Annotated in this window: 28 protein-coding genes; 14 read left to right on the forward strand and 14 right to left on the reverse strand. The window is 73.0% G+C overall.

Features of this window, described 5'->3' with window-relative positions; all coding sequences use genetic code 11:
- Positions 1-142 precede the first annotated feature (142 nt).
- The 3 genes from IE182_RS30110 to IE182_RS30120 form a co-directional block, all read right to left on the reverse strand.
- Positions 143-337: an antitoxin gene (locus IE182_RS30110; RefSeq protein WP_190113155.1), complete on the reverse strand. Its 195-nt coding sequence runs from the start codon at positions 335-337 to the stop codon at positions 143-145.
- Positions 338-508: 171 nt separating this feature from the next.
- Positions 509-1,633 carry an alpha/beta hydrolase family protein gene (locus tag IE182_RS30115; RefSeq protein ID WP_190113156.1) on the reverse strand — a complete coding sequence of 375 codons (1,125 nt, stop codon included), beginning with the start codon at positions 1,631-1,633 and terminating at the stop codon, positions 509-511.
- On the reverse strand, positions 1,630-2,550 hold the full coding sequence (locus tag IE182_RS30120) for a zinc-binding dehydrogenase (protein WP_190113157.1): 921 nt from the start codon (positions 2,548-2,550) through the stop codon (positions 1,630-1,632). The genes IE182_RS30115 and IE182_RS30120 overlap by 4 nt, the downstream gene beginning before the upstream one ends.
- 97 nt (positions 2,551-2,647) lie before the next feature.
- Here IE182_RS30120 and IE182_RS30125 point away from each other — a divergent pair, with 97 nt between their 5' ends.
- Positions 2,648-3,598, forward strand: coding sequence for a LysR family transcriptional regulator (locus tag IE182_RS30125; RefSeq protein ID WP_190113183.1), 951 nt, complete (start codon positions 2,648-2,650; stop codon positions 3,596-3,598).
- Between the two features lie 317 nt (positions 3,599-3,915).
- Entirely contained in the window at positions 3,916-4,698 is a 783-nt protein-coding gene (locus IE182_RS30130; protein ID WP_190113158.1) for a hypothetical protein, read from the forward strand.
- A 62-nt stretch (positions 4,699-4,760) separates the two neighbouring features.
- On the opposite strand, the gene IE182_RS30135 is transcribed toward IE182_RS30130, so the two are convergent.
- Complete coding sequence (locus tag IE182_RS30135; protein WP_190113159.1) at positions 4,761-5,003, reverse strand: DUF6255 family natural product biosynthesis protein; 243 nt, start codon at positions 5,001-5,003, stop codon at positions 4,761-4,763.
- Positions 5,000-5,347, reverse strand: coding sequence for a hypothetical protein (locus tag IE182_RS30140; RefSeq protein WP_190113160.1), 348 nt, complete (start codon positions 5,345-5,347; stop codon positions 5,000-5,002). The genes IE182_RS30135 and IE182_RS30140 overlap by 4 nt, the downstream gene beginning before the upstream one ends.
- A 115-nt stretch (positions 5,348-5,462) precedes the next feature.
- On the opposite strand from IE182_RS30140, the gene IE182_RS30145 reads away from it, so the two are divergent.
- Genes IE182_RS30145 through IE182_RS30155 form a run of 3 tightly spaced genes read left to right on the forward strand, consistent with a single transcriptional unit; the run spans position 5,463 to position 6,794 of the window.
- Positions 5,463-6,299, forward strand: a complete 837-nt coding sequence (locus IE182_RS30145; protein ID WP_190113161.1) for a helix-turn-helix domain-containing protein — start codon at positions 5,463-5,465, stop codon at positions 6,297-6,299.
- Positions 6,283-6,558, forward strand: a complete 276-nt coding sequence (locus IE182_RS30150) for a DUF397 domain-containing protein (protein WP_190113162.1) — start codon at positions 6,283-6,285, stop codon at positions 6,556-6,558. Before IE182_RS30145 ends, IE182_RS30150 begins: the two co-directional genes overlap by 17 nt.
- 59 nt (positions 6,559-6,617) lie before the next feature.
- Positions 6,618-6,794: a DUF397 domain-containing protein gene (locus tag IE182_RS30155; RefSeq protein ID WP_229845254.1), complete on the forward strand. Its 177-nt coding sequence runs from the start codon at positions 6,618-6,620 to the stop codon at positions 6,792-6,794.
- A 34-nt stretch (positions 6,795-6,828) separates the two neighbouring features.
- Here the strand turns inward: IE182_RS30155 and IE182_RS30160 are convergent, their stop codons facing one another.
- Positions 6,829-7,251 carry a MarR family winged helix-turn-helix transcriptional regulator gene (locus tag IE182_RS30160; RefSeq protein WP_190113164.1) on the reverse strand — a complete coding sequence of 141 codons (423 nt, stop codon included), beginning with the start codon at positions 7,249-7,251 and terminating at the stop codon, positions 6,829-6,831.
- 163 nt (positions 7,252-7,414) lie between these two features.
- Between IE182_RS30160 and eno the strand changes: the two genes are divergently transcribed.
- A complete protein-coding gene (gene eno / locus IE182_RS30165; protein ID WP_190113165.1) occupies positions 7,415-8,731 on the forward strand; it encodes a phosphopyruvate hydratase in 1,317 nt (438 codons plus the stop codon).
- Positions 8,732-8,839: 108 nt separating this feature from the next.
- Here the strand turns inward: eno and IE182_RS30170 are convergent, their stop codons facing one another.
- A complete protein-coding gene (locus tag IE182_RS30170; RefSeq protein WP_190113166.1) occupies positions 8,840-9,334 on the reverse strand; it encodes a MarR family winged helix-turn-helix transcriptional regulator in 495 nt (164 codons plus the stop codon).
- A 77-nt stretch (positions 9,335-9,411) separates the two neighbouring features.
- Here IE182_RS30170 and IE182_RS30175 point away from each other — a divergent pair, with 77 nt between their 5' ends.
- Together IE182_RS30175 and IE182_RS30180 are read left to right on the forward strand one after the other, a co-directional pair.
- Positions 9,412-10,335, forward strand: a complete 924-nt coding sequence (locus IE182_RS30175; protein ID WP_190113167.1) for an EamA family transporter — start codon at positions 9,412-9,414, stop codon at positions 10,333-10,335.
- A gap of 5 nt (positions 10,336-10,340) precedes the next feature.
- Positions 10,341-10,991 (forward strand): NAD(P)-dependent oxidoreductase, encoded by a 651-nt coding sequence (locus IE182_RS30180; protein ID WP_190113168.1) that lies wholly within the window; start codon positions 10,341-10,343, stop codon positions 10,989-10,991.
- A 192-nt stretch (positions 10,992-11,183) separates the two neighbouring features.
- Here IE182_RS30180 and IE182_RS30185 read toward each other — a convergent pair whose 3' ends face one another.
- Positions 11,184-11,759 carry a TerD family protein gene (locus IE182_RS30185; RefSeq protein ID WP_071961753.1) on the reverse strand — a complete coding sequence of 192 codons (576 nt, stop codon included), beginning with the start codon at positions 11,757-11,759 and terminating at the stop codon, positions 11,184-11,186.
- A 193-nt stretch (positions 11,760-11,952) separates the two neighbouring features.
- On the opposite strand from IE182_RS30185, the gene arfB reads away from it, so the two are divergent.
- A complete protein-coding gene (gene arfB / locus IE182_RS30190; RefSeq protein WP_190113169.1) occupies positions 11,953-12,381 on the forward strand; it encodes an alternative ribosome rescue aminoacyl-tRNA hydrolase ArfB in 429 nt (142 codons plus the stop codon).
- A 216-nt stretch (positions 12,382-12,597) separates the two neighbouring features.
- On the opposite strand, the gene IE182_RS30195 is transcribed toward arfB, so the two are convergent.
- Positions 12,598-13,149 carry a flavin reductase family protein gene (locus tag IE182_RS30195; RefSeq protein ID WP_373303641.1) on the reverse strand — a complete coding sequence of 184 codons (552 nt, stop codon included), beginning with the start codon at positions 13,147-13,149 and terminating at the stop codon, positions 12,598-12,600.
- A gap of 388 nt (positions 13,150-13,537) precedes the next feature.
- On the opposite strand from IE182_RS30195, the gene cdgB reads away from it, so the two are divergent.
- Both cdgB and IE182_RS30205 read left to right on the forward strand, forming a co-directional pair.
- On the forward strand, positions 13,538-15,334 hold the full coding sequence (gene cdgB / locus IE182_RS30200; RefSeq protein ID WP_190113171.1) for a diguanylate cyclase CdgB: 1,797 nt from the start codon (positions 13,538-13,540) through the stop codon (positions 15,332-15,334).
- A 178-nt stretch (positions 15,335-15,512) separates the two neighbouring features.
- Positions 15,513-16,481: a CBM35 domain-containing protein gene (locus IE182_RS30205; RefSeq protein WP_190113172.1), complete on the forward strand. Its 969-nt coding sequence runs from the start codon at positions 15,513-15,515 to the stop codon at positions 16,479-16,481.
- Here the strand turns inward: IE182_RS30205 and IE182_RS30210 are convergent.
- The 5 genes from IE182_RS30210 to IE182_RS30230 form a co-directional block, all read right to left on the reverse strand.
- Positions 16,474-17,316, reverse strand: a complete 843-nt coding sequence (locus IE182_RS30210; RefSeq protein WP_190113173.1) for a class II fructose-bisphosphate aldolase — start codon at positions 17,314-17,316, stop codon at positions 16,474-16,476. The two genes, IE182_RS30205 and IE182_RS30210, sit on opposite strands and share 8 nt — an antisense overlap.
- 260 nt (positions 17,317-17,576) lie before the next feature.
- A complete protein-coding gene (locus IE182_RS30215) occupies positions 17,577-18,497 on the reverse strand; it encodes a 1-phosphofructokinase family hexose kinase (protein WP_190113174.1) in 921 nt (306 codons plus the stop codon).
- A 136-nt stretch (positions 18,498-18,633) separates the two neighbouring features.
- Complete coding sequence (gene nagA / locus IE182_RS30220) at positions 18,634-19,788, reverse strand: N-acetylglucosamine-6-phosphate deacetylase (RefSeq protein ID WP_190113175.1); 1,155 nt, start codon at positions 19,786-19,788, stop codon at positions 18,634-18,636.
- Complete coding sequence (locus tag IE182_RS30225) at positions 19,788-20,765, reverse strand: ROK family protein (protein ID WP_190113176.1); 978 nt, start codon at positions 20,763-20,765, stop codon at positions 19,788-19,790. Before IE182_RS30225 ends, nagA begins: the two co-directional genes overlap by 1 nt.
- Positions 20,766-21,091: 326 nt before the next feature.
- Positions 21,092-22,009: an SIS domain-containing protein gene (locus IE182_RS30230; protein WP_190113177.1), complete on the reverse strand. Its 918-nt coding sequence runs from the start codon at positions 22,007-22,009 to the stop codon at positions 21,092-21,094.
- A 258-nt stretch (positions 22,010-22,267) separates the two neighbouring features.
- Between IE182_RS30230 and IE182_RS30235 the strand changes: the two genes are divergently transcribed.
- From IE182_RS30235 to otsB, 3 genes are all read left to right on the forward strand, one after another.
- On the forward strand, positions 22,268-23,521 hold the full coding sequence (locus tag IE182_RS30235) for an extracellular solute-binding protein (RefSeq protein WP_229845251.1): 1,254 nt from the start codon (positions 22,268-22,270) through the stop codon (positions 23,519-23,521).
- Between the two features lie 152 nt (positions 23,522-23,673).
- Entirely contained in the window at positions 23,674-23,892 is a 219-nt protein-coding gene (locus IE182_RS30240) for a DUF3263 domain-containing protein (RefSeq protein ID WP_190113184.1), read from the forward strand.
- A 61-nt stretch (positions 23,893-23,953) separates the two neighbouring features.
- Positions 23,954-24,805, forward strand: coding sequence for a trehalose-phosphatase (gene otsB, locus IE182_RS30245; protein WP_190113179.1), 852 nt, complete (start codon positions 23,954-23,956; stop codon positions 24,803-24,805).
- Positions 24,806-24,919: the final 114 nt, after the last annotated feature.

Below are 24,919 nucleotides of genomic sequence, written 5' to 3' on the forward strand. Positions count from 1 at the left end.
GGAGATCGCAAGGCGGAGGGTCGTCCTCGTACGGGGCGTACGTGGGCGATCCCGACGACGCGGCGAGTGTGCGTGCCTGGGGGCACCTCCCAGCGGTAGCTGGGGGAGCGTCGCGGGCCAGGCGGGACTTTGCGGACACGCCCTAGCGGTCGTCGGTCGGCGGGCGCTCGCGGTCGGCGCCGAGCTGCTCGTTCAGCTTCTTCTGGGCCGTGTCGACCTGGCTCTGGTACTTGTTCTCCGTCCGGGCGTCGAACGCGTCGCCCGCCTTCTCGACGCCTTGGCGCGCCTGGTCGGGGTGCCCCTTGATCAGACCCTTGAGCTTGTCGAGCATGGACATGGGTTTGTCCTCCTTAGCGAACGCCTGACCTCCCCAGCATCGCCGCCATCGGGTGCGGTCGCATCCCAGGGAAGGGGCGCTCGGAGGCCCTCGGGGGGCGCGGCGTGGCGGACAGGGCGGCCGGGCCGGGCGGGGCCGTGACCGCGGCCCCGCCCGGCCCGGAGCCCCGGTTCACGCCCGTGCGTCCGCCAGGGTGCGCGCGATGTGGTCGCTGAGGTGGGGCAGCCAGTCGGGTCGCGCGTTGCCGAGGAGGTGGTCGCCGTGCGGGACCGACAGGTAGGTGCCGTGCGGTGCCCGACGGGCCAGGGGCCCGCCGTTCGTCACGCCGGGAATGACGTCCCGGCCACCGTCCACGACCAGCAGCGGCGCCGTGATGCGGGGCGCCAGGGCGGCGAGGTCCACGTGCTGGGCGAACGCGCGGGCGGCGTCGGCGCCTCCGGTGCGCCGGGCCATGATGTCCCTTACCGGAGGGGGCAGTTCGTCCCAGTCGAGGCGGAAGGGGCCGCTGACGGTGGCGACCGCCGCCACGCGCGGTTCCAGCGCTGCGGTCCGGGCCGCGAAGTAGCCGCCCAGGCTGAGGCCGACGAGCCCGATGCGTGCGACGCCGAGGGCGTCGGCGACCCGGCCCACGACCTGCTCGTAGTCCGGCCTGAGGGTCGTCGTGCCCGCGAGTGCGCCCTGCCCGGGGCCGTCCATGGCGAACACGGCCAGCCCCCTGGCCAGCAGCGCGGACACAAGATCGAGGAACTCCTCCTTCGCCGAGTCCAGACCGGGGACGACGACCACGGTGCCGGGCGCGTCGGCGGGGCCGCGCAGCCAGCCGGTGAACCCCTCGCCGCTCACGCGCCGGGCCTCCGGCTCCAGCACGGTGAGCGCCCCGCCGCAGGCGCGGTCCGCCTCGGCGGCGGCGCGCGGCGCCTCCGCGTAGGGCGCGAGCGTGGCGAGGTGGAACCACCGGGCTGCCATCAGCAGGTGCTCACCGGCCGAGACGGACGATCCCGCGTCCTCCGCCCGTTCCAGGTAGCCGTGTCCGGTGCGCAGGAAGGACGGCCCCCAGTCGGCGACGGAGGCGAGGCCCTCGGTGACGCGCCGGTACTCGTGGGGGTCGACGCCCGCGCCGGTGGCGCGGGTCCACTGGGCGGCGGCGAATTCGGCGGCGAGTTCAGCGGCGGATCCAGCGGCGAGCCCGGCAGCGGATTCGGTGGCGGGACCGGTGGCGGATTCAGCGCCGAGCCCGGTGGCGAGCCCGGTGGCGAGTTCGGCGGCGCGTTCGGTGGCGTTCTCAGTGGCGCTCATCGTGCTCCTCCCGTCAGCAGGACGGCCTTGCCGCGGATCCGCCGCTCCCGCAGGTCGACCAGGGTGGCGGCGGACTCCGACCAGTCGGCGACCCGGCCGATCTCCGGGTGCAGCCGCCCCCGTTCGACGAGGCTCACCAGGGCCTCCAGGTCCGAGCCGTACGGGGCGCCGGCGTAGTGGAAGTGCTGGATCGTGACGCGCTCCGGGCCGCCCAGCAGGTCGAAGAAGTCGAGGGTGACGGGGGTGCGGCTCGCCTGGCCGAACCAGACGAGGAGGCCGCCCGGGCGCACCTTGGAGAGGGCGAGCGGCAGAGCCGGACCGCCCGTGGACTCCAGCACGACGTCGAACGGTCCCCGGGCCGCCGCGACGTCGTGCACCACCTCGGCGCCCAGCTCCGCGAGCCGTTCGCCGCGTTCCGGTGTGGCCGTGACCGCGGTCAGCTCGGCTCCGGCCCCCACGGCCAGTTCGGTGACGTAGTGGCCGACCCCGCCGGAGGCGCCGGTCAGCAGCACCCGCCGGCCGGTCAGCGGACCGGCCGTGCGCAGCAGGCGCAGGGCCGTGATCCCGGCCAGAGGCAGGGCCGCCGCCCGGACGCTGTCGATGCCGTCCGGGAGCACCGCGAGGGAGTGCGTGAGCACGGCGGCGTACTCCGCCCAGCCGCCGAGTGCGGGATGCCCGACGACGCGGGTGCCGATGCCGGGGCCCGAGCCGTCCGCGGCGGCCTGTACGACGAGCCCTGCGATGTCCTTGCCGGGCAGCAGCCCCGGCCGGGGGCGTTCGAGGAGAAACGTCTCGCCGCGGTTCGGCGCGAACGCCTCGACCTTGATCAGCGCCTCACCGGGCTCCGGGACGGGCTCAGGGGCCTCGGCGAAGGCGACCGGACGCGCCGCCTCCCCCGTGGGAATCAGTCTTCGCATGCCGAGGATGCAACCCCCGCGGCCACCCCACGATCCAACAACGAACGAGCAAGATCGACAACCTGTGGTTGTCGCCTATGGTGGGCGGGTGGGAACCATGGATCTCGACGTCGCGCAGGTACGTGCCTTCGTGCGCACCGCCGAGGAACTGCACTTCGGGCGGGCGGCCGGGACGCTCGCCATCTCCCAGCAGGCGCTGTCCAAGAGGATCGCGCGGCTGGAAACCCTGCTTGGCGTCACGCTCTTCGAGCGCGGCGGCAGCGGGGCGCGCCTCACCGACGCCGGACGGCGTTTCCTTCCGCCGGCCCGGCAGACCCTGGCCGCCGCCGACGCCGCGGTCGCGGCGGCCGTCGGGACGGACCGCCCGCTGCGGGTCGACGTGTGGGGGCACCTCTACGCGCCGATGCGGACGCTGGCCCAGGTCGCCGGCCGGGCCGGCGACCTCGTACTGGGACACGGGCGCGATCTGCCGTCGGTGACGGACGCACTGCTGCACGGCGACATCGACGCGGCGTTCGGGCGGGTCCACCCGCCGCTGCACGCAGGGCTGGCGCACCGCCTCGTCCGCCTCGAACCGGTGGACGCCGTACTGAGCGCGGACCATCCGCTGGCAGCCGAACCGGCACTACGGCCCGACCAGTTGCGCGGCAGCGTGCTGTGGGCGCCCGGTGCGCTGGACCGGCTCGACTTCCTCCACCAGTTCGCCGAACGGTTCGGCATCCAGGACAGGGCCGCGAGCCTCAACCTGGGGCTCACCCACTTCCTCGAAGAGGTGGCGCGCGACCCGCACCGCTTCTCGCTGCTCCCCGCCGACGTGCCCCTGCCGGCGATCCCCGGGCTGCGCTCCGTCCCGCTGGTGGACCCCACACCGCTGTACGCCTGGTCGCTGCTGTGGCGCACCGGGAACGAGCCCCCGGGACTGGCCGGCCTCACCGCAGCCTGCGCCACGGAAGCCGGACGGAGCCGGTGGCTGGAGTACGACCCGGCCCGCGACTGGCTGCCCGAGCCGCCCACGCACCACGCCCGGCACGGGGACGAGCGCCGCTGAGCTCGGCGGGGGGCCGGGGGGAGTCTCCGGCGCCGAACGGGAGCGCGCGGAGGGACCCGGAAGCGGAATCTCACCCCCGCGCGCTGCAATGCACGCCCTCCTTTTCCAGCCAACCGGAGCGCACACTCCATGCACCGGCGGGGGCTCCGCCGGAGCGAAACCCCTTGCGGAACAGCCCGTTTCGGGTGCCGGTCTGCGCGGGCGCGCAGCGCCCCGCACGCCGGTCTCCGGCGAGCGCCCCCAGCCTCACCCCCATCCCCCCGTTCCGAGGATCCCGCTCCCCTTCTTCAGGGGAGCGGGTGGAGAGGAGCACCTCCATGACCGGCATTCCCCTACGCCGCGGTCTGGCCTGGCTGGCCTCCACGGCACTCATCGCCTTCGGCGTGGTCGGGCTGACGTCCACCCCCGCTCTCGCGCTGCCCGCGCAGTGCTCGGGCACCGAGACCAACGGCCCCGACACGATCGTCTGCCCGTTCCTGCTCCCGGGGCAGACGATCAACAGCCTCGGCGGAAACGACACCATCACCATCCTGGTGAACGCCAACGGCACGGTGAACTCCGGTGCGGGCAACGACATCATCACCGCCGGGAACGTGGACAGCGCGGGCAACTTCGACACCGGCCTCGGCGACGACACCGTGAGAATCCTCGGCAACCACGCCGGGAACTCGATATCCACCGGTGACGGCAACGACTTCGTCGAGGTGACCGGCAACAACTCCGGGCTCATCAACACGGCGGGAGGCGCCGACAGGCTGGTCATCCACGGCACGGCCCTGGCCGACGACATGCACCTCGGTTCGGGTGCGGACTTCGCCAACATCAACATCCTCGCCGTCGACGGGAACAGCCTCCACGGTGACGGCGGGGACGACAACCTCACGGTCACCACCTGCAACCTCAGCACCGTCGCGGGCGACGACGGGGGCGACACCATCGACGTCACCGACGCCAACGGCTGCAACGTCCTCGGCGGCGCCGGCAACGACAACATCCACGAAGGCGCCGAGGCCACGGGCACCGTGGACGGCGGCGCGGGCACCGACATGTGCACCGAGGACATCCCGTTCCTCGGCACGGAGAGCAACTGCGAGGTCTGACAGCAGGGCCCGCCGGTCCTTCCCGCGAAGCCACGCGGGGAGGACCGGCGGGTTGTCCGCCGTCAGCCCGTCGTCATCATCAGTCCTACGCACCGGGCCGCCGCCCGGTCCGCCGCGGCCCGCGCCTCGTCCGACGGGACGATCGTCTGGGGCAGCCCCGGGGGCCGCACGGCGGCGTAGTCCGCGAAGCGGCGCGTTCCGCAGTGATGGCAGCACGACTCCCCGTCCGCGGTCGTGACCCAGCCGGCCAGGTGAGGGCAGTGCGTCATCAGCCGCCCGGCGGCGTAGGCGGTCGAGCTCCTCATGAGGTGTGCACCGCCGGCAGCAGATGCGCGGTGCGGAAGTGACTGCGCACGGCGACGGTGGCGTCGGTGATCGCGTCCTCGTGCCCGTCGGCCACGGCTTGGCGCCGTTCCGCTTCCAGCGTGGTGCAGTCGGTGCAGCCGACGGGGGACGCGGATGCGACGGCCCGGATGCCGGCCGTCTCGCGCTCCTGCCGGGTGGCGAGACGCAGCGCGTCGGCCGGCACGTCCCACTCCTGGCCGCCTCCGGGTGGTCGCACCTGCACGCGCGGTGCGGCGCTGCCCACCACTTGGGCGAGCGTGCCGCTACGCGTGTCCACCACGTATGCGCCTTCGCGGTAGGTCATGGAATTTCCCCTTCGAGTTGTGCTTGCCGGGTGTTCCTTCAGCGTTGTGGTTCGCGGCTAGCCTCGGGAGGGGGGTGGGCTCTACAACGGTGCTGTGTTGAAGGGGAGTTAGGTTGTGGCCAATGGTCGATTTGGTCAGTCGAGGATCGGATGGGAGTTCTTCGGCTCGGAGCTGAAGCGCTGCCGGGAGGCTGCGGGGCTTACCCAGCAGGAGCTGGGGCGGCGCGTGATCTGTTCGGGTTCTTACATCGGGCAGTTCGAGACGGCGATGCGGAAGCCGCAGCTCGATGTCGCGCAGCGGATCGATGTGGAGCTGGGGACTGGTGGGTTCCTGGGACGGATGTGCAAGGAGTTGATCGACAGCTCGCCGTACGCGGATTGCTTCGCAGAGGCGGCGTATCTGGAAGGCATGGCCGCAACGATCAGGGAGTATGCGCCGACGTTCGTGCCGGGTGTGCTCCAGACGGCCGCGTATGGCCGCGCTGTCTTTCTGGGTGGATTTCCCTTCATTCCGGAAGACGACATCCAGGCACGGGTGGCCGCTCGCCTGGAACGGGCTCGCATCCTGGACCATCCAACAGAGCCGTTGTGGTGGGCCATTCTCGACGAGAGCGTCATCCGGCGTAAGACTGGTGGTGCGGCCGCAATGCACGAGCAGCTGATGCATATCGCGTCGCTGGTCCGCAGGCGCCGGATCGGTGTACAGGTGGTCCCCTTCGAAGCGGGGCATCCGGTGGTAGAGGGCACGCTCAGTCTCATGACCTTCGAGGAGGCGCCGCCTCTGGCGTACACCGAGGGGCATCGAACCGGAGCTCTGCTTGACGACCCGGCGATGGTGGCCAGGTGTGTGCGCTCCTATGACCTGGCCAGGGCCGTTGCGCTGCCACCGGCCCAGTCGCTGTCCTTGATCGAATCAGTCGCGGAGGAGTACGCGCATGAGTGCAATGCATGACCTGAGCCGTGTGACGTGGCGTAAGAGCAGCTACAGCGGGTCCGGCGATGAAAAGGGAGGCAACAGCTGCCTCGAAGTCGCCGACCGCATACCCAGGTGGCGGAAATCCAGCTACAGCGGTCCTGTCAGTGATGACTCCCTTGAAGTCAAAGGCGGTTACTTAGAGTTGATAGGCGTCCGGGACAGCAAGAACCCGCAGGGCCCCGACCTCGTCTTTCCGGCCCCCGCGTGGGCCGCATTTGTGGCCGCTCTGCGCTGACGGGGCCTTGTCCCTGATCCAGTACGTGGCGAAGGAGTACGCGAGTGGACGCTGACTACGTGTGGCGTAAGAGTAGTTACAGCGGGTCCGGCGATGAGAGCGGCCAGAACAGCTGCCTCGAAGTCGCCGATCACATGCCCGGCTTAGTCCCCGTCCGGGACAGTAAGAACCCCCAGGGCCCCGCCCTGGTCTTCCCGGCCCCGGCGTGGGCCGCGTTCGTGGCCGCTCTGCGCTGACGGTGAAGGGGTGAAGGTGTGCCCGCCGCGGACACTAGCGCGTGGCGAGCCGCTCCAGCAGGGCGGCGCTCCGGGCCAGCAGTGCCCGCTCCTCGTCCGTGAGTTCGGCCTCGATGGCCTGCGCGAGCCAGCCGGCCCTGCGGCCGCGCTCCGCTTCGAGCGCGGCCCGGCCCTCGTCCGACAGCTCTACCAGCGACTTGCGGCCGTCCGTGGGGTGCGCCCGGCGCGTGATCAGGTTCTGTTCCATGAGGAGCCCCACCGACCGGGCCATCGACTGGGGGCGTACGCGCTGGTCGGCGGCGAGGTCGCTGGTGGTCATGGCGCCGTTGCGGTCGAGCGCGCCGAGCACGGCGGCCTGGCCCAGCGGGATGCGGTCCTCGTGCTTGACGCGTCGGGTGAGCTTGCCCATCGCGGTGCGCAGTTCGGCGGCGATGGCGGCGGCTTCCGGGGTGGGCATAGGGCACTTTACCCCGTTGGTCAGCAAAGCTGGGCACCTGGCCTGTGCAGCAATGTTGTACAGCAAAACTGAGCAGTATTGCTGTAGGGTTTGCCGTTGTCGGGCTCAGCGCCAGCGTTGTCGCAGCCGGGGCCACGGCATACGACGACGGGAAGGACCTCCCATGTCCGCGAAGGCAGTCGAACCCGCCAAGAACACTGACGCCGTCATCGAGACCGTCACCGCCCGCCGGATCATCGACAGCCGGGGCAACCCCACGGTCGAGGTCGACGTCGTCCTGACGGACGGGTCCCTGGGGCGCGCGGCCGTCCCCTCCGGCGCCTCCACCGGCGCCCGGGAGGCCGTGGAACTGCGCGACGGGGACTCCGCGCGCTGGCACGGCAAGGGCGTCGACCGCGCGGTGGCCCACGTCAACGGGGAGATCGCGGCGTCCGTGCGCGGCCGGGACGCGGCGGACCAGGCGGGTCTCGACGCCGCGCTGGTCGCCCTCGACGGCACCGCCACGAAGTCCCGGCTCGGTGCCAACGCGATCCTCGGCGTCTCCCTCGCCGCCGCCAAGGCCGCCGCGGCGGCCCACCGCCAGCCCCTCTACCGCTACCTCGGCGGCGCCGACGCCCGTCTCCTGCCGCTGCCGATGATGAACATCGTCAACGGCGGCGCCCATGCCGACAACCCGCTGGATTTCCAGGAGTTCATGATCGCGCCCGTGGGTGCGGACACCTTCGCCGAAGCCGTCCGCATGGGCAGCGAGGTCTTCCACACCCTGCGCCGCGATCTGCTGGCCGCCGGGCACTCCACGGGCGTCGGCGACGAGGGCGGCTTCGCGCCCGCGCTGCGTACCGCCGAGGAGGCGCTCGACTTCGTGATGACCGCCATCGAGCGCACCGGCTACCGCCCCGGCACGGACATCGGCCTGATCATGGACCCGGCGTCGTCGGAGTTCTTCCGCGACGGGGTGTACGACTACGTGGGCGAGGGGGTGCGCCGCACCCCCTCCGAGAACGCCGACTACCTGGCCGAGCTCATCGACGCCTACCCGATCGTCTCCATCGAGGACCCGATGGCGGAGAACGACCTGGACGGCTGGCGCGAGCTGACCGCCCGCGTCGGCGACCGCTGCCAGCTCACCGGCGACGACGTGTTCTGCACCAACGAGACGCTGCTGCGCGAGGGCATCCGCACCGGCGTCGGCAACTCGGTCCTGGTCAAGGTCAATCAGATCGGGACCCTGACCGAAGCGCTGGCCGCGGTGGCCACGGCCCACCAGGCGGGCTGGACGGCCGTCATGTCGCACCGCTCGGGCGAGACGGAGGACACCACCATCGCGGATCTGGCGGTGGCGACCGGCTGCGGTCAGATCAAAACCGGCTCGCTCTCCCGCTCCGACCGCACGGCGAAGTACAACCAACTGATCCGGATCGAGGAGGAGCTGGGCGACTCGGCGCGCTACGCGGGCCGCTCCGCACTGCGTCGGGCGTGAACGGCAGGCGGAGCTAGAGGCCACGCGGGCCCCCCGATCACCCTCGGGGGGCCCGCTCGCGTGCCGGGGAGATGAACCGTCCTGGGCCGTTCGCCGCCCGATGCGGCACTAGCTCTTGGTGTCCACCGATTCCAGCAGCTTCCGGAACGTGCCCACGAGGGCGTCCCGCTCCTCGCCCGACAGGGCCGACAGCAGGCGTTCCTCCGTGGCCAGGTGATCCGGCAGGGCCGTGTCGACGAGGGTGCGGCCCTCGTCCGTCAGGGAGACGACGACGCTGCGGCCGTCCGAGGCGCTGCGGGTGCGCGTCACCAGGCCGCGCTCCTCCAGGCGGTCGAGACGCTGGGTGATGGCACCCGAGGTGACCATCGACGAGCGCATCAGCTCCGCCGGCGTCAGACGGTGCGGCGGCTCGCTGCGCCGGAGCGTGGCGAGGACGTCGAACGAGGCCGGGTCCAGGCCGTGCGCGGCGAAGGTGCGCTTCATTTCGGATGAGAACAGCTGGTACAGCCGCGAGAGGCGGCCGATGACCTGCATGGGGGAGACGTCCAGGTCGGGACGCTCCCGGGCCCACTGTTCGGCTACGCGGTCCACGTGATCTGCCACGGCTCCCACCCTAGCAATGTCTTAGCGGTGAGCTAGATCACCACGCAGTTATCTTAGGGCTGAGATATATTGGCTTAGTGCTAAACAATCGGACCAGGGTCCTTCTCGTCACCGCGCTGGCGCCCGCCATCTGGGGCACCACCTACGCCGTCACCACCTCCTTCCTGCCGCCGGGCCGCCCGCTGCTGGCGGCCGTCGTGCGCGCCCTGCCCGCGGGGCTCCTGCTGGTGGCCGTCACACGCCGGCTGCCGACGGGGGCCTGGTGGTGGCGGGCGCTGGTGCTCGGGGCGCTCAACATCGGCGCGTTCTTCGCACTGCTGTTCGTCGCCGCGTACCGCCTGCCCGGCGGGGTGGCGGCCACAGTCGGGGCGGTTGCGCCGCTGCTGACGGCCGGACTCTCGGCGGGGCTCCTCGGCGAGCGGCTCTCCCTGCGCACGGTGATCGCCGGGGCGACGGGCGTGGCGGGCGTCAGCCTGCTCGTCCTGCAGGCCGACGCCCGCCTGGACGTCGTCGGTGTGGCGGCCGCCCTCGGCGGCGCGGTCGTGATGGCCACCGGGGTCGTGCTCAGCAAGCGCTGGGCGTCCCCCGCGCCGCTGCTCGCGACGACCGGCTGGCAACTGGTGGCGGGCGGTGTGCTGCTGCTGCCCGTGGCGCTGTTCGCCGAGGGAATGCCGCCGTCGTCGCTGACGGCCGAGAACCTGGCCGGTTACGCCTACCTGACGGTCGTCGGGTCCGCCCTCGCCTACGCGCTGTGGTTCCGGGGGCTACGGGCCCTGCCCGCCACGGACGTCACCTTCCTCGGGCTGCTCAGCCCCATGGTCGCCACCACGGTCGGCTGGCTCGCCCTCGGGCAGTCGCTGTCCGCGGCCCAGGTGGCGGGCGGGCTGGTCGTCCTCGGCGCCCTCGTCGCCGGGCAGAAGCGCACCAAGTCAGGGCCCCGGGTCCGCAGCCCCCGCACGCACCTCCACTCGAACACCCGTCACCTCGTACCCAGGAGCTGAGCATCATGCGCATCACCGTCTTCGGCGCAGCCGGAAACGTAGGAAGCCGCGTCGTGGCCGAGGCGCTGGCCCGTGGTCATCACGTCACGGCCGTCGTGCGGGACGCGGCCCGGGCAGCCGGCCGGGTGCCCGCCGGCGCGGAGCTCCGCACCGGCGACGCGGGCAACGCCCAGGACGTCGCCGCGGCGAGCGCGGGCCAGGACGTCGTGATCGGCGCGACCCGCCCCGCGCCCGGCAGCGAGGGCGAGCTCGTCGCCATGGCGCGGGCCCTGCTGGCCGGCGCAGAGGAGAGTGGCGTCCGGCTGCTGCTCGTCGGCGGTGCCGGCAACCTGACGGTGCCCGGCAGCGAGGGGCGCACGGCCGTGGCCGACGACCCGGCGTTCGTCCCCGCCGCCTGGCGGCCCATCGCCCTGGCCTGCACCGAGCAGCTGGCGGTGTGCCGCGCCGCCGGTGCGGACGCGGACTGGACCTACCTGAGCCCGCCCGCCCTGCTGGAGCCGGGCGTGCGCACCGGCACGTACCGCCTCGGCGCCGACGAACTGCTCGTCGACGCGGCCGGCGCGTCGGCGGTCTCCATGGAGGACCTGGCCGTGGCCCTGCTGGACGAGGCCGAACGGCCGCGGCACCGGCGGGCACGGTTCACGGTGGCGTACTGACCGCGACCGCTGGACGAGGCCGAACGGCCGCGGCACCGGCGGGCGCGGTTCACGGTGGCGTACTGACCGCGACCGTGCGGCGCGCGTACCGGCCGCGTACTGACCGCCTACCGGCCGTCTGACGGCAGCGGGCCGCCGCCCCCAGCACGGGGGGCGGCGGCCCGCTGCCGTTCGTTACCGCGTCGGCCGTCGTCAGACGTTGACGCCGAAGTCCTGCGCGATGCCGGCGAGGCCGGACGCGTAGCCCTGGCCGACGGCGCGGAACTTCCACTCGGCGCCGTTGCGGTACAGCTCGCCGAAGACCATGGCGGTCTCGGTGGCGGCGTCCTCGCTGAGGTCGTAGCGGGCGAGCTCGGCGCCGCCGGCCTGGTTGATGATGCGGATGTAGGCGTTGCGGACCTGGCCGAAGTTCTGCGAGCGCGTGGTGGCGTCGTAGATGGAGACCGGGAAGACGATCTTGTCGATGTCGGCGGGGAGGGCGGCCAGGTTGACGTTGATCTGCTCGTCGTCACCCTCGCCGGCACCCGTGACGTTGTCGCCGGTGTGGACGATCGACTGGTCCGGGGTGGACTTGTTGTTGAAGAAGACGAAGTGGGAGTCGGAGTAGACCCGTCCGCCCGCGTTCACGGCGATGGCGCTCGCGTCGAGGTCGAAGTCCGTGCCCGTGGTGGTGCGGACGTCCCAGCCGAGGCCGACCGTGACGGCCGCCAGGCCCGGGGCCTCCTTGGTGAGGGAGACGTTGCCGCCCTTGGACAGGCTTACAGCCATGGGAATGTCCCTTTCTGATGGGGTAGTGCCACGAAGCTCGCGCCCGAAGCTACCGTCATCCCGGATAACGCCGTCCAGGGGATGCAGGGTTCCAGCCTTCTTTACTTTCTTTGCACGATCCTGATGCGGGGGCGGCCGGGGCCGGTGCAAAACGAGGTGACGAGGGCGTTCGCGGCGGGGGAACATGGGACCCATGTCCGGTCCCCACGTCATCCGCGGCTCCGTCTCCCTCCCCGAGGCCGAGCTCATGTGGCGTTTCTCGCGGTCCTCCGGGCCCGGCGGCCAGCACGTCAACACCAGCGACAGCCAGGTCGAGCTGCGGTTCGACCTCGCGGCGACCGAGGCCCTGCCGCCGGTGTGGAAGGAGCGCGCGCTGGAGCGGCTCGCCGGCCGGCTGGTCGACGGGGTCGTGACGGTACGGGCCTCCGAGCACCGCTCCCAGTGGCGGAACAGGGAGACCGCGGCCGTACGGCTGGCGGCACTGCTGGCCGAGGCGACAGCGCCGCCGCCGAAGCCGCGCCGGCCGACGAAGATCCCCCGCGGCATCAACGAGCGGCGGCTGCGGGAGAAGAAGCAGCGCGCCGACACCAAGCGCGGACGGTCCGGGCGCGACTGGGGCTAGGGCCGGGGGCAGCCCCGGCGAGCACGCGACGGTCGGGGGTAGCCCCGGCGAGCACGCGACGGTCGGGGGCAGCCCCGGCGAGCACGCGACGGTCGGGGGCAGCCCCGGCGAGCACGCGACCGGGGACGGCCCGGGAAGAAGAGGACGGGCCCGGGAAGAGGAGGGCCCCGGGAAGAACCGGGAAGAAGGGGAGAGGCCCCGTGGGCCCGGCGGCGGTCAGCCCAGTTGCCGGTAGCGGCCCCGGAAGTACGTCAGCGGGCCGCTCTCCGTGCTCGGGGCGTCGGCCCGCAGGACGCGGCCGATGACGAGCGTGTGGTCCCCCGCGACCACGCGCTGCTCCGTGCGGCACTCCAGCACGGCCAGGGCACCCCGCACCAGCGGCGCCCCGCTGGCCTCGCCGCGCTCGTGGGCGACGTCCTCGAACAGCAGCCGGTCGCTGATGCGGCCCTTCATCGCGAAGCGGCCGGCGATGTGGCGCTGGCTCTCGGAGAGGACGGAGACCGCCCACAGGTGCCGGCGCTCCAGGAGATCGTCCATGCGGGAGCCGTTGCGAACGCTCACCATCACCAGGGGCGGTTCGAGGGAGACCGAGACGAAGGCCGTGGCCGTCATGCCGACGTCCTCGCCGCGCGGCCCGTCCTCCGGGTCGTGCGCGGTCACCAGCACGACGCCCGCGGCGAGGCGGGCGAGGGCGGCGCGGAATTCGTCGGCGGTCACTCCATCAGGATGAGCTATGCCGGTCTCGGTGGGCGAAGTCGTCTGCAACACGCTGTGCACGCTAGCCGCCCCGGGGGACGGGACGCATCGGGCTGGGGGACCAGACGAGTCCTAGGTCGTAAGAGCCGCAGAAGACCGCAGAAGCGCATCCGAACGGTCTCGAAACGAGCATGAAACGGCAGGGAAACGGGCGCGAAAACGATCCTGTGCCCCTTCCCGGCCGGCCTTCCCGCCCCGCTTCGAATTTGCGTTCACGAAGCATAAGGGCGTGCTCGAACGCCAGTAGCGGGACTTCATCACACTTTGTGACTTGAGTCACAGAGGCTACTAATTGTTGACCCTGTGTACCGGGTGGTCAGCTCGCTGTGATTCAGTGGCCGGGTAAACGGACGAACAAGAAGCCTGGAGTTGCTGTCGAGGTCTCGGGGGAGAGCGAGCTATGGAGACCGAGTCGGAGCCGTATGTCCGCCTGGCGACCTTGAGACAGGTCCATCAGGCGATCGCGGAGCTGAACACCGCGCGCAGCCTCGCGGACACCTTGCAGACCGTCGCCGACGGCATCGTCGCCGGGCTCGGCTACGAGCTCTCGGCCGTCAACCTCGTCCGCCCGGACGGGGACCTCGTCGTGGCCGCGGTGGCGGGAAGCGCCAGCGCCGAGGCGCTGATGGCCGGCCGCGTCGGCTCGCGCGTCTCCTGGGAGCGGCGCCTGTCCATGGGTGACCACTGGGGCGGGCTGCGCTTCATCCCGTACACCGAGGGCTGGGTCCTCGACGAGGACGACGTCCCGCAGTGGCACACCGCCGGCCCGGCCCCGCGCTTCGCCGACGAGTGGCACCCGATGGACCGGCTCTTCGCCCCCATGTACACCGCCGGTCCCTCCGGCGGTGAGCTGCTCGGCGTCATCTCCGTGGACAAACCGCGCAATGGCCGCCGGCCCGGCCCCTGGGGCCGCGAGGCGCTCCAGATGTACGCGTCACAGGCGGCGATTGCGATCAGTAACGCTCGGCTGCGCGCAAACATGCAGCGCGCCCTGGTCCGGCTCGAACGCGAGCAGCAGGCACTGCGCGCCAGCGAGGAAAGCTTCCGGCAGGCATTCGAGTACGCCCCCAGCGGGATGGCCATCGCCGAGATGGGCGGCGACCAGCACGGCCGGCTCCACCGCACCAACGACGCCCTGTGCCGGCTGCTCGGCCGCTCGGCCTCGCAGATGCGCCGCTACTCCTTCTCCGACCTCGTCCACCCCGACGACATCGGCACGCTCCTGCGCACCTCCGCCGAGGGCGGCCGCGCCGAGCTGCGCCTGGCCCGGCGCGACGGCACGTACGTGTGGGTCTCGCTGCGCAACTCCGTCGTGGCCGACGCCGCCGACGGGCCGCGCTTCCTGCTCACCCACGTCGAGGACATCGAGGAGCGCAAGCGGCACGAGCTGCAGCTCGCCCACCGCGCCAGCCACGACTCCCTGACCGGCCTGCCCAACAGCGCCGAGCTGCGCGCCCGGCTCAGCAGCCGGCTGTGCGGCCGCCCGCCCGGCAGCGACGGCCACGCGGCGGCGGCCGTCGGTCCGTACGGCTCGCTGGAGGGCTTCGCCGAGGTCGAGAGCACGGCGAACGCGGCCGTGAGCGCGATCGGCGCCGTGGCGGGGGCGGCGGCCGGGACGGTCAGCGCCATCGGGCCGAGCGCCGCGCACGCCTTCGGCTCCGACGCCGGGCCCGACTACGCGCCGGACTTCACCCCCGACGACTACGGCGGCGCCCCCGAGAGCCCGTACGGGCACGCGCACCTCGTCGACCACCACCACGAGCACGCCATAGCGCCCGACGAGGGCGCCGACGACGGCACCAAGGGCCTGGCGGTCCTCTTCTGCGACCTCGACGGCTTCAAGTCGATCAACGACCGCTTCGGTCACCACACCGGCGACGCCGTCCTCATCGAGGTCGCCCGCCGGCTGAGCAGCGGCGTCCGGGACGGCGACACGGTGGCCCGGCTGGGCGGCGACGAGTTCGTCGTCCTCGCGGACGGCCTCGGTCCGGCCGACGCCGAAGATCTCGCCGTCCGGCTGCGCAACGCGATCATTCCGCCCATAAGGGTCGACGGCCGCGCGGTGCGGGTGGGGGCGAGTTTCGGAATCGGCTGGGCGGGCTGCGGAATGTCCGCGGACGAGGTGCTGCGCTCCGCTGACCAGCGGATGTACGTCGAAAAACGCTCACGGGCAAAGGCCGGCCGACGAGCCGGCTGAGCCCTCTCGCGCCCCCGCCGGGGGCCCGGGGCACGGCGTGAAACCGCCCTCTCGGGGTAGGCTGCGCCGATGCGGCACCGCCGCCGACCGTGGAGGGCCGCCCCGGCCACGACAGCCGCGGTTCTGGCGCGTACGAGCGTGGGCGCCGATGGGCACACCATGTGGGGAGTGACAGGGGATGACGGCCGGTAACAACGGCACCGGAACCGGGACGCCGGAGGGCGACGACCCGTTCCATTACCTCTACCGCTCGGAGGGCGGTGAGGGAGGCCAGACCGAGGGCGGTCAGGCGGGAGCCCGCCAGCCGGGCGTCCCCCGCACGTCGTACAACCAGGTGCGCCCGGTCGGTTCCCGCACCTACGGCGGCCAGCAGGGCGTCGCCGGCGCCCAGCGCCAGCCGAACCCCCACTACGCGGCCCCGGAGACCCTCCCGGGCGGCGCCCCGTCCGCCTCGCACGGCGGTCACGGTGCCCACGGCGGCCACGGTGGCCATGGCGCTTCCTCGGCCCGGCCGAACCGGCGGGGGCTGCTCATAGCCGCCATAGCGGTCGTGCTCGTGGTCGCGGGCGGCATCGGCGTGGCGATGATGAACAACTCCTCCGGCAAGGACGACGACAAGCAGACGGTCGCGGACGGCGGGGGCAGCAAGGGTGACAGCTCCGACGAGTCCGACACTTCTTCGAAGAAGAAGGAAAAGGACAAGAAGGACGAGCCGACCAAGAACCCCTCGGTGAACGACCAGCAGAAGCGCGACGCCGCGAGCCTGCGGCTCGTCGGCGGGGCGACGACCGAGATGGCGGTCTCGGGCGCGCAGGCGAAGGGCGGCGCCTACGTCACCGGCGTGAACCAGCAGGGAGCGGGCGTCGAGTGGACGGTGGAGGTCAAGAGCGCCGGCCGCTACCGGCTGAACCTCTCCTACGGCGTCCCCGGCCAGGACGCGAACCTCACCATCACCGCCAACGGTAAGCGCGAGAGCCGGCCGATAGACATGAAGGACCACATCGGCACCAAGCCGGGTGAGTGGTCGAGCAACTGGATGAAAACCTGGTCCGAGATCAACCTCAACAAGGGGACCAACATCATCAGGCTCTCCTGCGAGGCCGGCAACAAGTGCGACTCGCACCTCGACCAGCTCTGGATCAGCTGATCCTGACGTTCCGTAGGAACCCCGCCACCGCCCCCGTCATCGCCTCGCGAGCGGGGGCGAGGTATTTCCGGGGGTCCACCGTCGACGGGTGGGCCTCCAGGAAGGCCCGGACCGCGCCGGTGAAGGCCGTGTTCAGGGCCGTGCCCACGTTGATCTTCGTCATGCCCGCCGCCACCGCGCGGCGGAGTTCGCCGTCGGGGACGCCCGAGGAGCCGTGCAGGACGAGCGGGACCGGGACCGCCTCGCGGAGGGTGGCGATCAGGGCGTGGTCGAGGGTGGCCGTGCGCTCGGTCATCGCATGGGCGCTGCCGACGGCCACGGCGAGGGCGTCCACGCCCGTCTCGGCCACGTAGGACGCCGCCTCGGTGGGGTCGGTGCGGACGCCGGGGGTGTGGGCGTCGCCCGGCTTGCCGCCGATGCGCCCGATTTCGGCTTCCAGCCAGATGCCGCGCGCGTGCGCCCAACGGACGGCCTCGGCCGTGGCTTTGACGTTGTCTCCGTAAGGCAGCTTCGAGGCGTCGAACATCACTGACGTGAAGTCATGTGCTGACGCTGCGTGGAGGAGGGCGGTGCTCTCGACGTGGTCGAGGTGGAGCGCCAGACGGGCGGACGACGCGCGGGCCACGGCGGCGGTGGCGGTGGCGATGGGGGCGAGGCGGCCGCCGTGGAACTTCACGGCGTTCTCGGAGATCTGCAGGACGGCCGGGACGCCCGCGGCCTCCGCGCCGGCGGCGATCGCCTCGGTGTGCTCGACGGTGATGACGTTGAAGGCGACGACGGCCTCGCGCGCGGCGCGCGCCGCCGTGACCAGTTCGGCCGTGCTGACCAGTGGCATGCGTGCCTCTCCTGTCGGTGACGGCAGTGGCTGCGGGCGGTCGGGCACCGCCGGGTGCCGCCGCGGTGGCGGAGCGCTGTTGCGGCGGGGAGGAGATCCCCGGTCCCGCCCCTTCCCGAAACCGGGGGCAACCCCCGGACCCCGGCGGGGTCCTGGCCTCTGGCCCCGGGACGGTGGCCTCCGGTGTCCGGCCTTCGGCCCCGGGACGGGTGCCTCGTCGTGACGGCGTAGCCGTCCGCCGCTTAACCGGGGCTTCGCCCTCACAGCCGCGTCACCTGTACCCGCTGCAGCAGGTCCTCGTACACCGCCGCGTCGAACTCGCCCGCCGCCGGGGTGCGGACCGTGGCCGCCGACAGGGCCACCGCGCGGGTCAGGCGGTCCGGCCAGGGCAGGCCCTCGGACCAGGCCGAGAGGAGGCCGGCCACGGCCGAGTCGCCGGCGCCCGTCGGGTTGCCCTTCAGGGGCTTCGGCGGGGTGGCGTGCCACGAGCCGTCGGGCGTGACGGCGAGGATGCCGTCGGCCCCCAGCGAGGCGGCCACGGCGTGCGCACCCCGGCGGCGGGTGTCGAGCGCGGCCTGCAGCGGCTCGGTGGAGCCGGTCAGCGCGGCCAGCTCCGTCGCGTTCGGCTTGACCACGTCCGGGCGGGCCGCCACCCCGCGCCGCAGCGGCTCGCCGCTGGTGTCGAGCAGCACCGGTACGTGCCGGGCGCGCGCCTCCCGCACCAAGTGCGCGTACGCGCCCACCGGCACCCCCGGCGGCAGGCTGCCGCACAGGGCGACCGCCCGGGCGTCGCGCAGCAGCCGCCGGTAGCGCTCGCCGAAGGCGGCCCACTCGTCGGGCGTCACCTGCGGTCCGCTCTCGTTGAGCTGGGTGACCTCGCCGGTGGCGGCGTCGGTGAGACCCACCGTGCGGCGCGTGTCGCCGGTGATGGGCACCAGCGCGTCGGTCAGCGGGCCCGCGCACTCCGCGAGGAGCCGGCGCAAGGTCTCGCCCGTGGGGCCGCCCACGAAGCCCGTCACCACCGTCTCGTGGCCGAGGGCGGCCAGGACGCGGGCGACGTTCAGGCCCTTGCCGCCGGGCCGCTCGGTGGCCCGGGCGACGCGGTGCGACGCCTGCGGGAGCAGGCGCGGGACGCGGTAGGTCAGATCGAGCGCGGCGTTGAGCGTGACCGTAAGGATCATCTGCGCCTCTCTCTCACGACTGCTCTCTCACGACTGCGGTGACGCCTCCCATGACGGATGCGCGAGCGATCATGCCAAAACAGCGGCGGCAGGCCCAGACCCAGGACCCGCCGCCGCTGTTCAATTCGGGGAAGAATTACCCCACTTCGGGACGGACCAGCCATTCTCCCTTGCGCATGACGCCGGCCAGGTCGTACGAGGCGTCGAGCACGACCAGGTCCGCGTCCTTGCCGGTCTCCAGCGAGCCGACCCGGTCGGCCACGCCCAGCAGCCGCGCCGGGTTCGCCGACAGGGCCCGTACCGCGTCCTCGACCGGCAGGCCGTCGACCGTCACGGCGCGCTTGAAGGCCGTGTCGAGGGTCAGCGTCGAGCCGGCGATCGAGCCGGCCGTCGGGCCGTCGGCGATGCGGGCCACGCCGTCCTTGACCTCGACCCGCATCGGGCCGAGCGGGTACATGCCGTCGTTCATGCCGGCCGCGCCCATCGCATCGGTGATGAACGCGACGCGGTCCGCGCCCGCCCGCGCGAACGCCAGCTCCAGGACCGCCGGGTGCAGGTGCGTGCCGTCGTTGATCAGCTCGACGGTCACGCGCTCGTCCTCCAGCAGCGCCGCGATCGGGCCGGGCGCGCGGTGCAGCAGCGAGGGCATGGCGTTGAAGAGGTGGGTGGCGACCGTCGCACCCGCCTCGATGGCGTCCAGCGTCGCCTCGTACGTCGAGTCGGTGTGGCCCACGGCCGCGATCACGCCGTGCTCGGCGAGCATCCGGACCGACTCCAGGCCGCCGGGCAGCTCCGGGGCGAGCGTCACCATGCGGGCCGCGCCGCGCGCCGCGTCGACGAGCTTGCGGACGTCGGCCGGGTCGGGGTCGCGCAGCAGCTCCGGCTGGTGCGCACCGCAACGGTGCGGGGAGATGAACGGGCCCTCGAAGTGGATGCCCGCCAGGTCGCCCTGCTCGGTCAGTTCGGCGAGGACCGCCGCCTGCCGGGCCAGGTCGTCCAGATCGCCGGTGACGGTCGAGGCGACCATCGTCGTGGTGCCGTGCGCGCGGTGCGCGCGGATCGCGGTGAGCGCCTCCTCGGCGCTGCCGGCGGAGAACGACGCGCCACCGCCGCCGTGGACGTGGATGTCCACGAAGCCCGGGACGATCCAGTGGCCGGTGAGGTCGAAGGTGATCTCCTCGTGCGGCACGTTCATCGCGATGCGGCCGCCCTCGACCGTGACGCGGCCCCCCTCCGCCACACCGGTCGGCAGCACCACGCGGGCACCGGCGAGAACCGTTCGTTCGACCATCAGGCGGATACCTCCGTGGTGGGGGTGGCGTGCGGGACGCGAGTGGTGTGTGTGGCGAGCAGGTCCCAGGCCAGCAGGCCCGCACCCAGGCAGCCGGCGGTGTCGCCGAGGGCCGCCGGGACGATGAGGGGGAGCTTCTGGAAGGTGATGCGTTCGGCCACGGCCGCGCGCAGGGGCGCGAAGAGGGTCTCGCCGGCCTCCGCGAGCCCGCCGCCGATGATCAGCGTGCCGGGGTCGAGCAGGGTGAGGCCCATGACCAGGCCGTCGGCGAGCGCGTCGACCGCGTGCCGCCACACGGCGCGGGCGCGCGGGTCACCGGCCGCCACGGCCGCGGCGCAGGCGGCGGCGTCGGCCGCCGGGTCGCCGGTGGCCGCGGCCCAGGCGCGGCTGACGGCCGAGGCGGAGGCGACGGTCTCCAGGCAGCCGCGGCCGCCGCAGCCGCACTCGGGGCCGTCGGGGCCGGGGCGCACGGAGATGTGGCCGATCTCGCCCGCGTAGCCGTGGGCGCCCTCCTCGATGCGGCCGCCGATGCCGATGGCGCCGGCTATGCCCGTGCCGAGGGGGACGAACAGAAAGCGGTCGGCGCCGCGGCCGGCGCCGATGCGGCCCTCGGCGAGCCCGCCGGTGCGGACGTCGTGGCCGAGCGCCACCGGGGTCGCGCCGCCCAGGCGGGCGCCGAGCATCTCCCGCAGGGGGACGTCGCGCCAGCCGAGGTTGGCGGCGTAGACGGCCGTGCCGGTCGCGGTGTCGACGATGCCGGGGACGGCGACGCCGACGGCCGACGCGGCCTCGCCGAAGCGGGCCGCGCCGAGGTCCCGGAGCTCGGCGGCGAGGTCCAGGATGCCCGCCACGACGGCCTCCGGGCCCTTGTCGCGGGCCGTGGCGCGCCGGGTCTCGTGCAGGAACGTGTTGTCCGCGGCGACCAGAGCGGCCTTGATGGCGGTGCCGCCTACGTCGAGGGCGATGACGTGTTTCACGTCCGTAGTCTCGCCCTTCGGGGCATGAAAGGTCTAGTCCACTCGCCGGGGGCGGGCCGGGTGGGCGGTGGTTTCCCGCCGCGGCCGTCGCCCGGGCGGGAACGGGAGGGCGGGGTGCGGTCGTCCGTTCGGGGTCTGTCCGCCGTGGGCGGGGCTCTGTCCGTCGTGGGGCGGGGCCGGGGCGGGGCGGGCCCTTCTGGGGGCTGCAATATTTACGGCCCCCGCAGCCGTCGACGCGAACCGTCCCCGTCGCCGCAAATATCGCTTTACGCCCCCTGCCAGGGCCCGCCCCACCCCGGCCCCTCCCGTCGTGCCCCAGGTTCTCGCTAGTGCGGGAGCACCACGCTCCGCGTCAGGTTCCGGGGGGCGTCGGGGTCCAGCCCCCTCGACTCGGCCACCGTCACCGCCAGCCGCTGCGCGCGGATCAGGTCCGCCATCGGGTCGGCCCCGCCGCCGGCCAGCATGGCGCCCGTTCGCTCGATTTCCGCCGCCAGGCCCTCGGGGAGGGCGCCGAAGGCCCACACCACCCGGCCCGGGGCCGCTATTGCCACCGGGCCGTGCCGGTACTCCATCGCCGGGTACGCCTCCGTCCAGGCGCCCGCCGCCTCCCGCATCTTCAGCGCCGCCTCCTGCGCCAGGCCGTACGTCCAGCCGCTGCCCAGGAACGTCCACTGGTCCGCCGCCAGGGCGGCCTCCGGCAAGGGGTCGGCCACCGTCCGCGCGGCGTCCGCCGCCGCGGACGCCACCGCGGCGGCCCCCTCCGGCAGGCCCGCCCGCAGGAACGCCAGCGCCGTCGTCGCGAAGCGCGTCTGCACCACGGACTCCTCGTCCGCCCAGTCCAGCACCGCGACCTCGTCGGCCGCCTCCCTCACCGGCGTCTTCGGGTCCGCGGTCACCGCCAGCGTGGGCACCCGCCCCCGCAGCCCCTCCAGCAGCTGCAGCACCTCCGTCGTCGTACCGGAGCGGGTGATCGCCACGACGCGGTCGTACGGGCGCGCCGCCGGGAAGCCGGAGGCGGGGAACGCGTCCGTCTCGCCGTGCCCGGCGGCCTCGCGCAGCGCCGCGTACGACTGGGCCATGAACCACGACGTGCCGCAGCCCGTCACCGCCACCCGCTCGCCCGGCAGCGGCAGCCCCGCCGCCCCCGCGGCGGCGTCGGCGGCGCGGCGCCAGCAGTCGGGCTGGGTGGCGAGCTCACGGGCGGTGAGGGAGGGCGCGGACGAAGGAGAGGGGGTCGGCTTCATGCGGCTTTCGCTCCTTGCGGGTGCGGTGGTGCGGCAATCGGTCGTCCCGTGCATAGCAGCCGCCCCTGACCTGGGGGAAGACCGCTACGGCGATACCGAAGCGCAACCCCGGAGCCGTAGACCGTAAGGTGGCGCGCGGGAGAAACTCACGGTCTCCACGGGACTCGCGAATCCCAGGGGGGAGATTCCACGGTCTCCACAGGGCGAACACGAACCACAAGGTGGGTAGCAGTAGTGCAGCGGCGGCGGTTCTTGGGCATGACGGCGGCGGGTGCCGCCACGGCGGCGTTGGCACCCGTGCTGACGGCGTGCGGGAGCGAGGGCCCCGGCGGTGACAAGAAGCTGAAGCTCGTCGCGGCGGACTACGGCGACAAGCCGGCCAACAGCTCCAAGAAGTACTGGGACAAACTGGTCCACGACTTCGAGAAGAAGCACGGCGGCATCAAGGTCGACGTCGAGGTCTACAGCTGGACCGAGGTCGACAAGCGCGTGGCCGACATGGTCGCCGCGGGCAAGGCCCCCGACCTCGCGCAGATCGGCGCGTACGCCGACTTCGCCGCGGCCGGCAAGCTCTACAGCGCCGACCAGATGGTCTCCATCCCCACCCAGGCCGAGTTCATCTCCTCGATCGCCAAGGCGGGCGAGGTGCACCGCGTGCAGTACGGTCTGCCGTTCGTCGGCAGTACCCGCCTGCTCTTCTTCAACAAGACGCTCTTCCGCAAGGCCGGCATCGCCAAGGCCCCCGAGAGCTGGGACGAGATCGTGGCCGCCGCCACGAAGCTGAAGGCCGCGGGCGTGAAGGTGCCGTTCGGCCTGCCGTTCGGCCCCGAGGAGGCGCCGGCCGAGACCATGCTGTGGATGCTCGGCGGCGGCGGTGGCTACACCGACAACACCGGTGCCTACACGATCGGCACGCCCGAGAACATCAAGACGTTCACCTGGCTGCGCGACGAGCTCGTCGGCAAGGGCCTCACCGGCCCGGGCGACCCGGCCCGCACCAACCGCCAGGACGTCTTCGACGGCTTCACCAAGGGCGAGGTCGGCATGCTCCACGGCCACCCGACGCTCATGCAGCAGGCCAAGGCGCAGAACGTCGACTTCGACATGGCGCCGCTGCCCGGCATCAAGGGCAAGGCGAACTCCACCATGGGCGTCGCCGACTGGATGATGGCCTTCAAGCGCAACGGCCACCGCGAGGAGATCGGCACCTTCCTCGACTTCGTCTACTCCAAGGACAGCGTGCTGTCCTTCACCGGCCAGTACCGCCTGCTGCCGGTGACGACCACCGCCTCCGCGGCGATGCGCGACAGCCGCGCGGACAGCGACCTGTGGCCGTTCCTCGACCAGCTGCAGAACGCCGAGTTCTACCCCGCCGACAAGACCTCCTGGGCCAAGGTCAGCGTGGCGATCAAGGAAAAGATCGGTGCGGCCGTGCAGAAGGGCGGCGACCCCTCCGCCATCCTCGGTGAGATCCAGCGTGAGGCCGAGGCCATCGAGAACGCCGGCCAGTAGGACCGGCTCGGCCTGCCCGGCCGGTTCGGCCGGGTAGGTTGGCGGGCATGGACGCGGGGCACGGCGAGCAGCACGACGAAGGACGGGACCGGGCAGAGGGCGCACCCCACGGCTCGGCCCCGGACCCGGCCCCGGGCGGCGACGCCGGCGGGCTGTCGGAGCGCGATCTCGCCGTGCTCGCCCTGGAACGGCAGTCGTGGCCCGGGCCCGGCGCCAAGGAACGCGCCGTGCGCGAGCGGCTCGGCATCACGCCCACCCGCTACTACCAGCTCCTCAACGTCCTCCTCGACGATCCGCGCGCCCTCGCCCACGACCCCGTGACCGTCAACCGCCTGCGGCGGCTCCGGCAGGCGCGCCGCGAGCGCCGCTGAGCCGGACATGCGTCCGGCCAACCGCCCACCCCGGCGGCGGGCGCCCCGGTAGGGTCGCCGTATGGGCAGCCACCTCCTTCCGGAACCCGTGACCGCCGCAGGCCGCGACGGCCTGGCCGCACTGCTGGAGCGGCCCGAACGCGCGGTCGTCGCGCTCGACTTCGACGGCACCCTCGCCGAGATCGTGCCCGACCCCGAGCAGGCCCGCGCCCACCCGGCCGCGGTGCCCGCCCTCGCCCGGCTCGCGCCGCACCTGGGCTCCGTCGCCGTGGTCACCGGCCGCGCGGCCGGGGTGGCCGTGCGCTACGGAGGATTCGCCGGGGTCGCCGGGCTGGAGCACCTGGTGGTGCTCGGCCACTACGGCGCCGAGCGCTGGGACGCCGTCACCGGCACCGTGCACGCCCCCGCCCCGCACCCCGGCGTGGCCGCCGTTCAGGCGGAACTCCCCGGCGTCCTGGACGAGTCGGGCGCCTGGCAGGGGACGTGGGTCGAGGACAAGGGCCGTGCCATCGCCGTCCACACCCGGCGCGCCGCCGATCCGCAGGCCGCCTTCGACGCCCTGTGCGGCCCGCTCGACGAGCTGGCCCGGCGCCACGGCCTGATCGTCGAGCCCGGCCGGCTCGTGCTGGAACTGCGCCCGCCGGGCATGGACAAGGGCGTCGCCCTCGCCGAGTACGTCCGCGAGGTGGGTGCCGCGTCCGTCCTCTACGCCGGTGACGACCTCGGCGACCTCGCCGCCTTCGCGGCGGTCGAGAAGCTGCGGGCGGAGGGGGTGGCCGGCACCCTCGTGTGCAGCGGCAGCGCCGAGGTCGCCGTGCTCGCCGAGCGGGCGGACCTCGTCGTGGACGGGCCGGTGGGCGTGGTGGAGCTGCTCGCGGCGCTGGCCGACGGGATCGAGCGGCGGGCGCTCTAGCGGGCTCGGGCGGCGTGCCCGACTCGTATGGCGCACGCCGCCCGTGCGGCGTGCCCCGCCCGTGCGGCGTGCCCCGCCCGTGCGGCGTGCCCCGCCCGTGCGGCGTGCCCCGCC

Origin of the sequence: Streptomyces cinnamoneus (assembly GCF_014650495.1) — a bacterium.
Lineage (GTDB): Bacteria > Actinomycetota > Actinomycetes > Streptomycetales > Streptomycetaceae > Streptomyces > Streptomyces cinnamoneus.

Bases quoted from the DNA above. Each gene is read 5' to 3' on its own strand.
- IE182_RS30215 (WP_190113174.1), bottom strand. From the start codon at position 18,497: ATGATCCTTACGGTCACGCTCAACGCCGCGCTCGATCTGACCTACCGC.
- IE182_RS30140 (WP_190113160.1), bottom strand. From the start codon at position 5,347: ATGACCTACCGCGAAGGCGCATACGTGGTGGACACGCGTAGCGGCACG.
- arfB (WP_190113169.1), top strand. From the start codon at position 11,953: ATGTCCGGTCCCCACGTCATCCGCGGCTCCGTCTCCCTCCCCGAGGCC.
- otsB (WP_190113179.1), top strand. From the start codon at position 23,954: ATGGGCAGCCACCTCCTTCCGGAACCCGTGACCGCCGCAGGCCGCGAC.
- IE182_RS30135 (WP_190113159.1), bottom strand. From the start codon at position 5,003: ATGAGGAGCTCGACCGCCTACGCCGCCGGGCGGCTGATGACGCACTGC.
- IE182_RS30120 (WP_190113157.1), bottom strand. From the start codon at position 2,550: ATGCGAAGACTGATTCCCACGGGGGAGGCGGCGCGTCCGGTCGCCTTC.
- IE182_RS30130 (WP_190113158.1), top strand. From the start codon at position 3,916: ATGACCGGCATTCCCCTACGCCGCGGTCTGGCCTGGCTGGCCTCCACG.
- IE182_RS30110 (WP_190113155.1), bottom strand. From the start codon at position 337: ATGTCCATGCTCGACAAGCTCAAGGGTCTGATCAAGGGGCACCCCGAC.
- IE182_RS30185 (WP_071961753.1), bottom strand. From the start codon at position 11,759: ATGGCTGTAAGCCTGTCCAAGGGCGGCAACGTCTCCCTCACCAAGGAG.
- IE182_RS30230 (WP_190113177.1), bottom strand. From the start codon at position 22,009: ATGAAGCCGACCCCCTCTCCTTCGTCCGCGCCCTCCCTCACCGCCCGT.
- IE182_RS30125 (WP_190113183.1), top strand. From the start codon at position 2,648: ATGGATCTCGACGTCGCGCAGGTACGTGCCTTCGTGCGCACCGCCGAG.
- IE182_RS30180 (WP_190113168.1), top strand. From the start codon at position 10,341: ATGCGCATCACCGTCTTCGGCGCAGCCGGAAACGTAGGAAGCCGCGTC.
- IE182_RS30150 (WP_190113162.1), top strand. From the start codon at position 6,283: ATGAGTGCAATGCATGACCTGAGCCGTGTGACGTGGCGTAAGAGCAGC.
- IE182_RS30210 (WP_190113173.1), bottom strand. From the start codon at position 17,316: ATGCCACTGGTCAGCACGGCCGAACTGGTCACGGCGGCGCGCGCCGCG.
- nagA (WP_190113175.1), bottom strand. From the start codon at position 19,788: ATGGTCGAACGAACGGTTCTCGCCGGTGCCCGCGTGGTGCTGCCGACC.
- IE182_RS30115 (WP_190113156.1), bottom strand. From the start codon at position 1,633: ATGAGCGCCACTGAGAACGCCACCGAACGCGCCGCCGAACTCGCCACC.
- eno (WP_190113165.1), top strand. From the start codon at position 7,415: ATGTCCGCGAAGGCAGTCGAACCCGCCAAGAACACTGACGCCGTCATC.
- IE182_RS30235 (WP_229845251.1), top strand. From the start codon at position 22,268: ATGACGGCGGCGGGTGCCGCCACGGCGGCGTTGGCACCCGTGCTGACG.
- cdgB (WP_190113171.1), top strand. From the start codon at position 13,538: ATGGAGACCGAGTCGGAGCCGTATGTCCGCCTGGCGACCTTGAGACAG.
- IE182_RS30205 (WP_190113172.1), top strand. From the start codon at position 15,513: ATGACGGCCGGTAACAACGGCACCGGAACCGGGACGCCGGAGGGCGAC.
- IE182_RS30160 (WP_190113164.1), bottom strand. From the start codon at position 7,251: ATGCCCACCCCGGAAGCCGCCGCCATCGCCGCCGAACTGCGCACCGCG.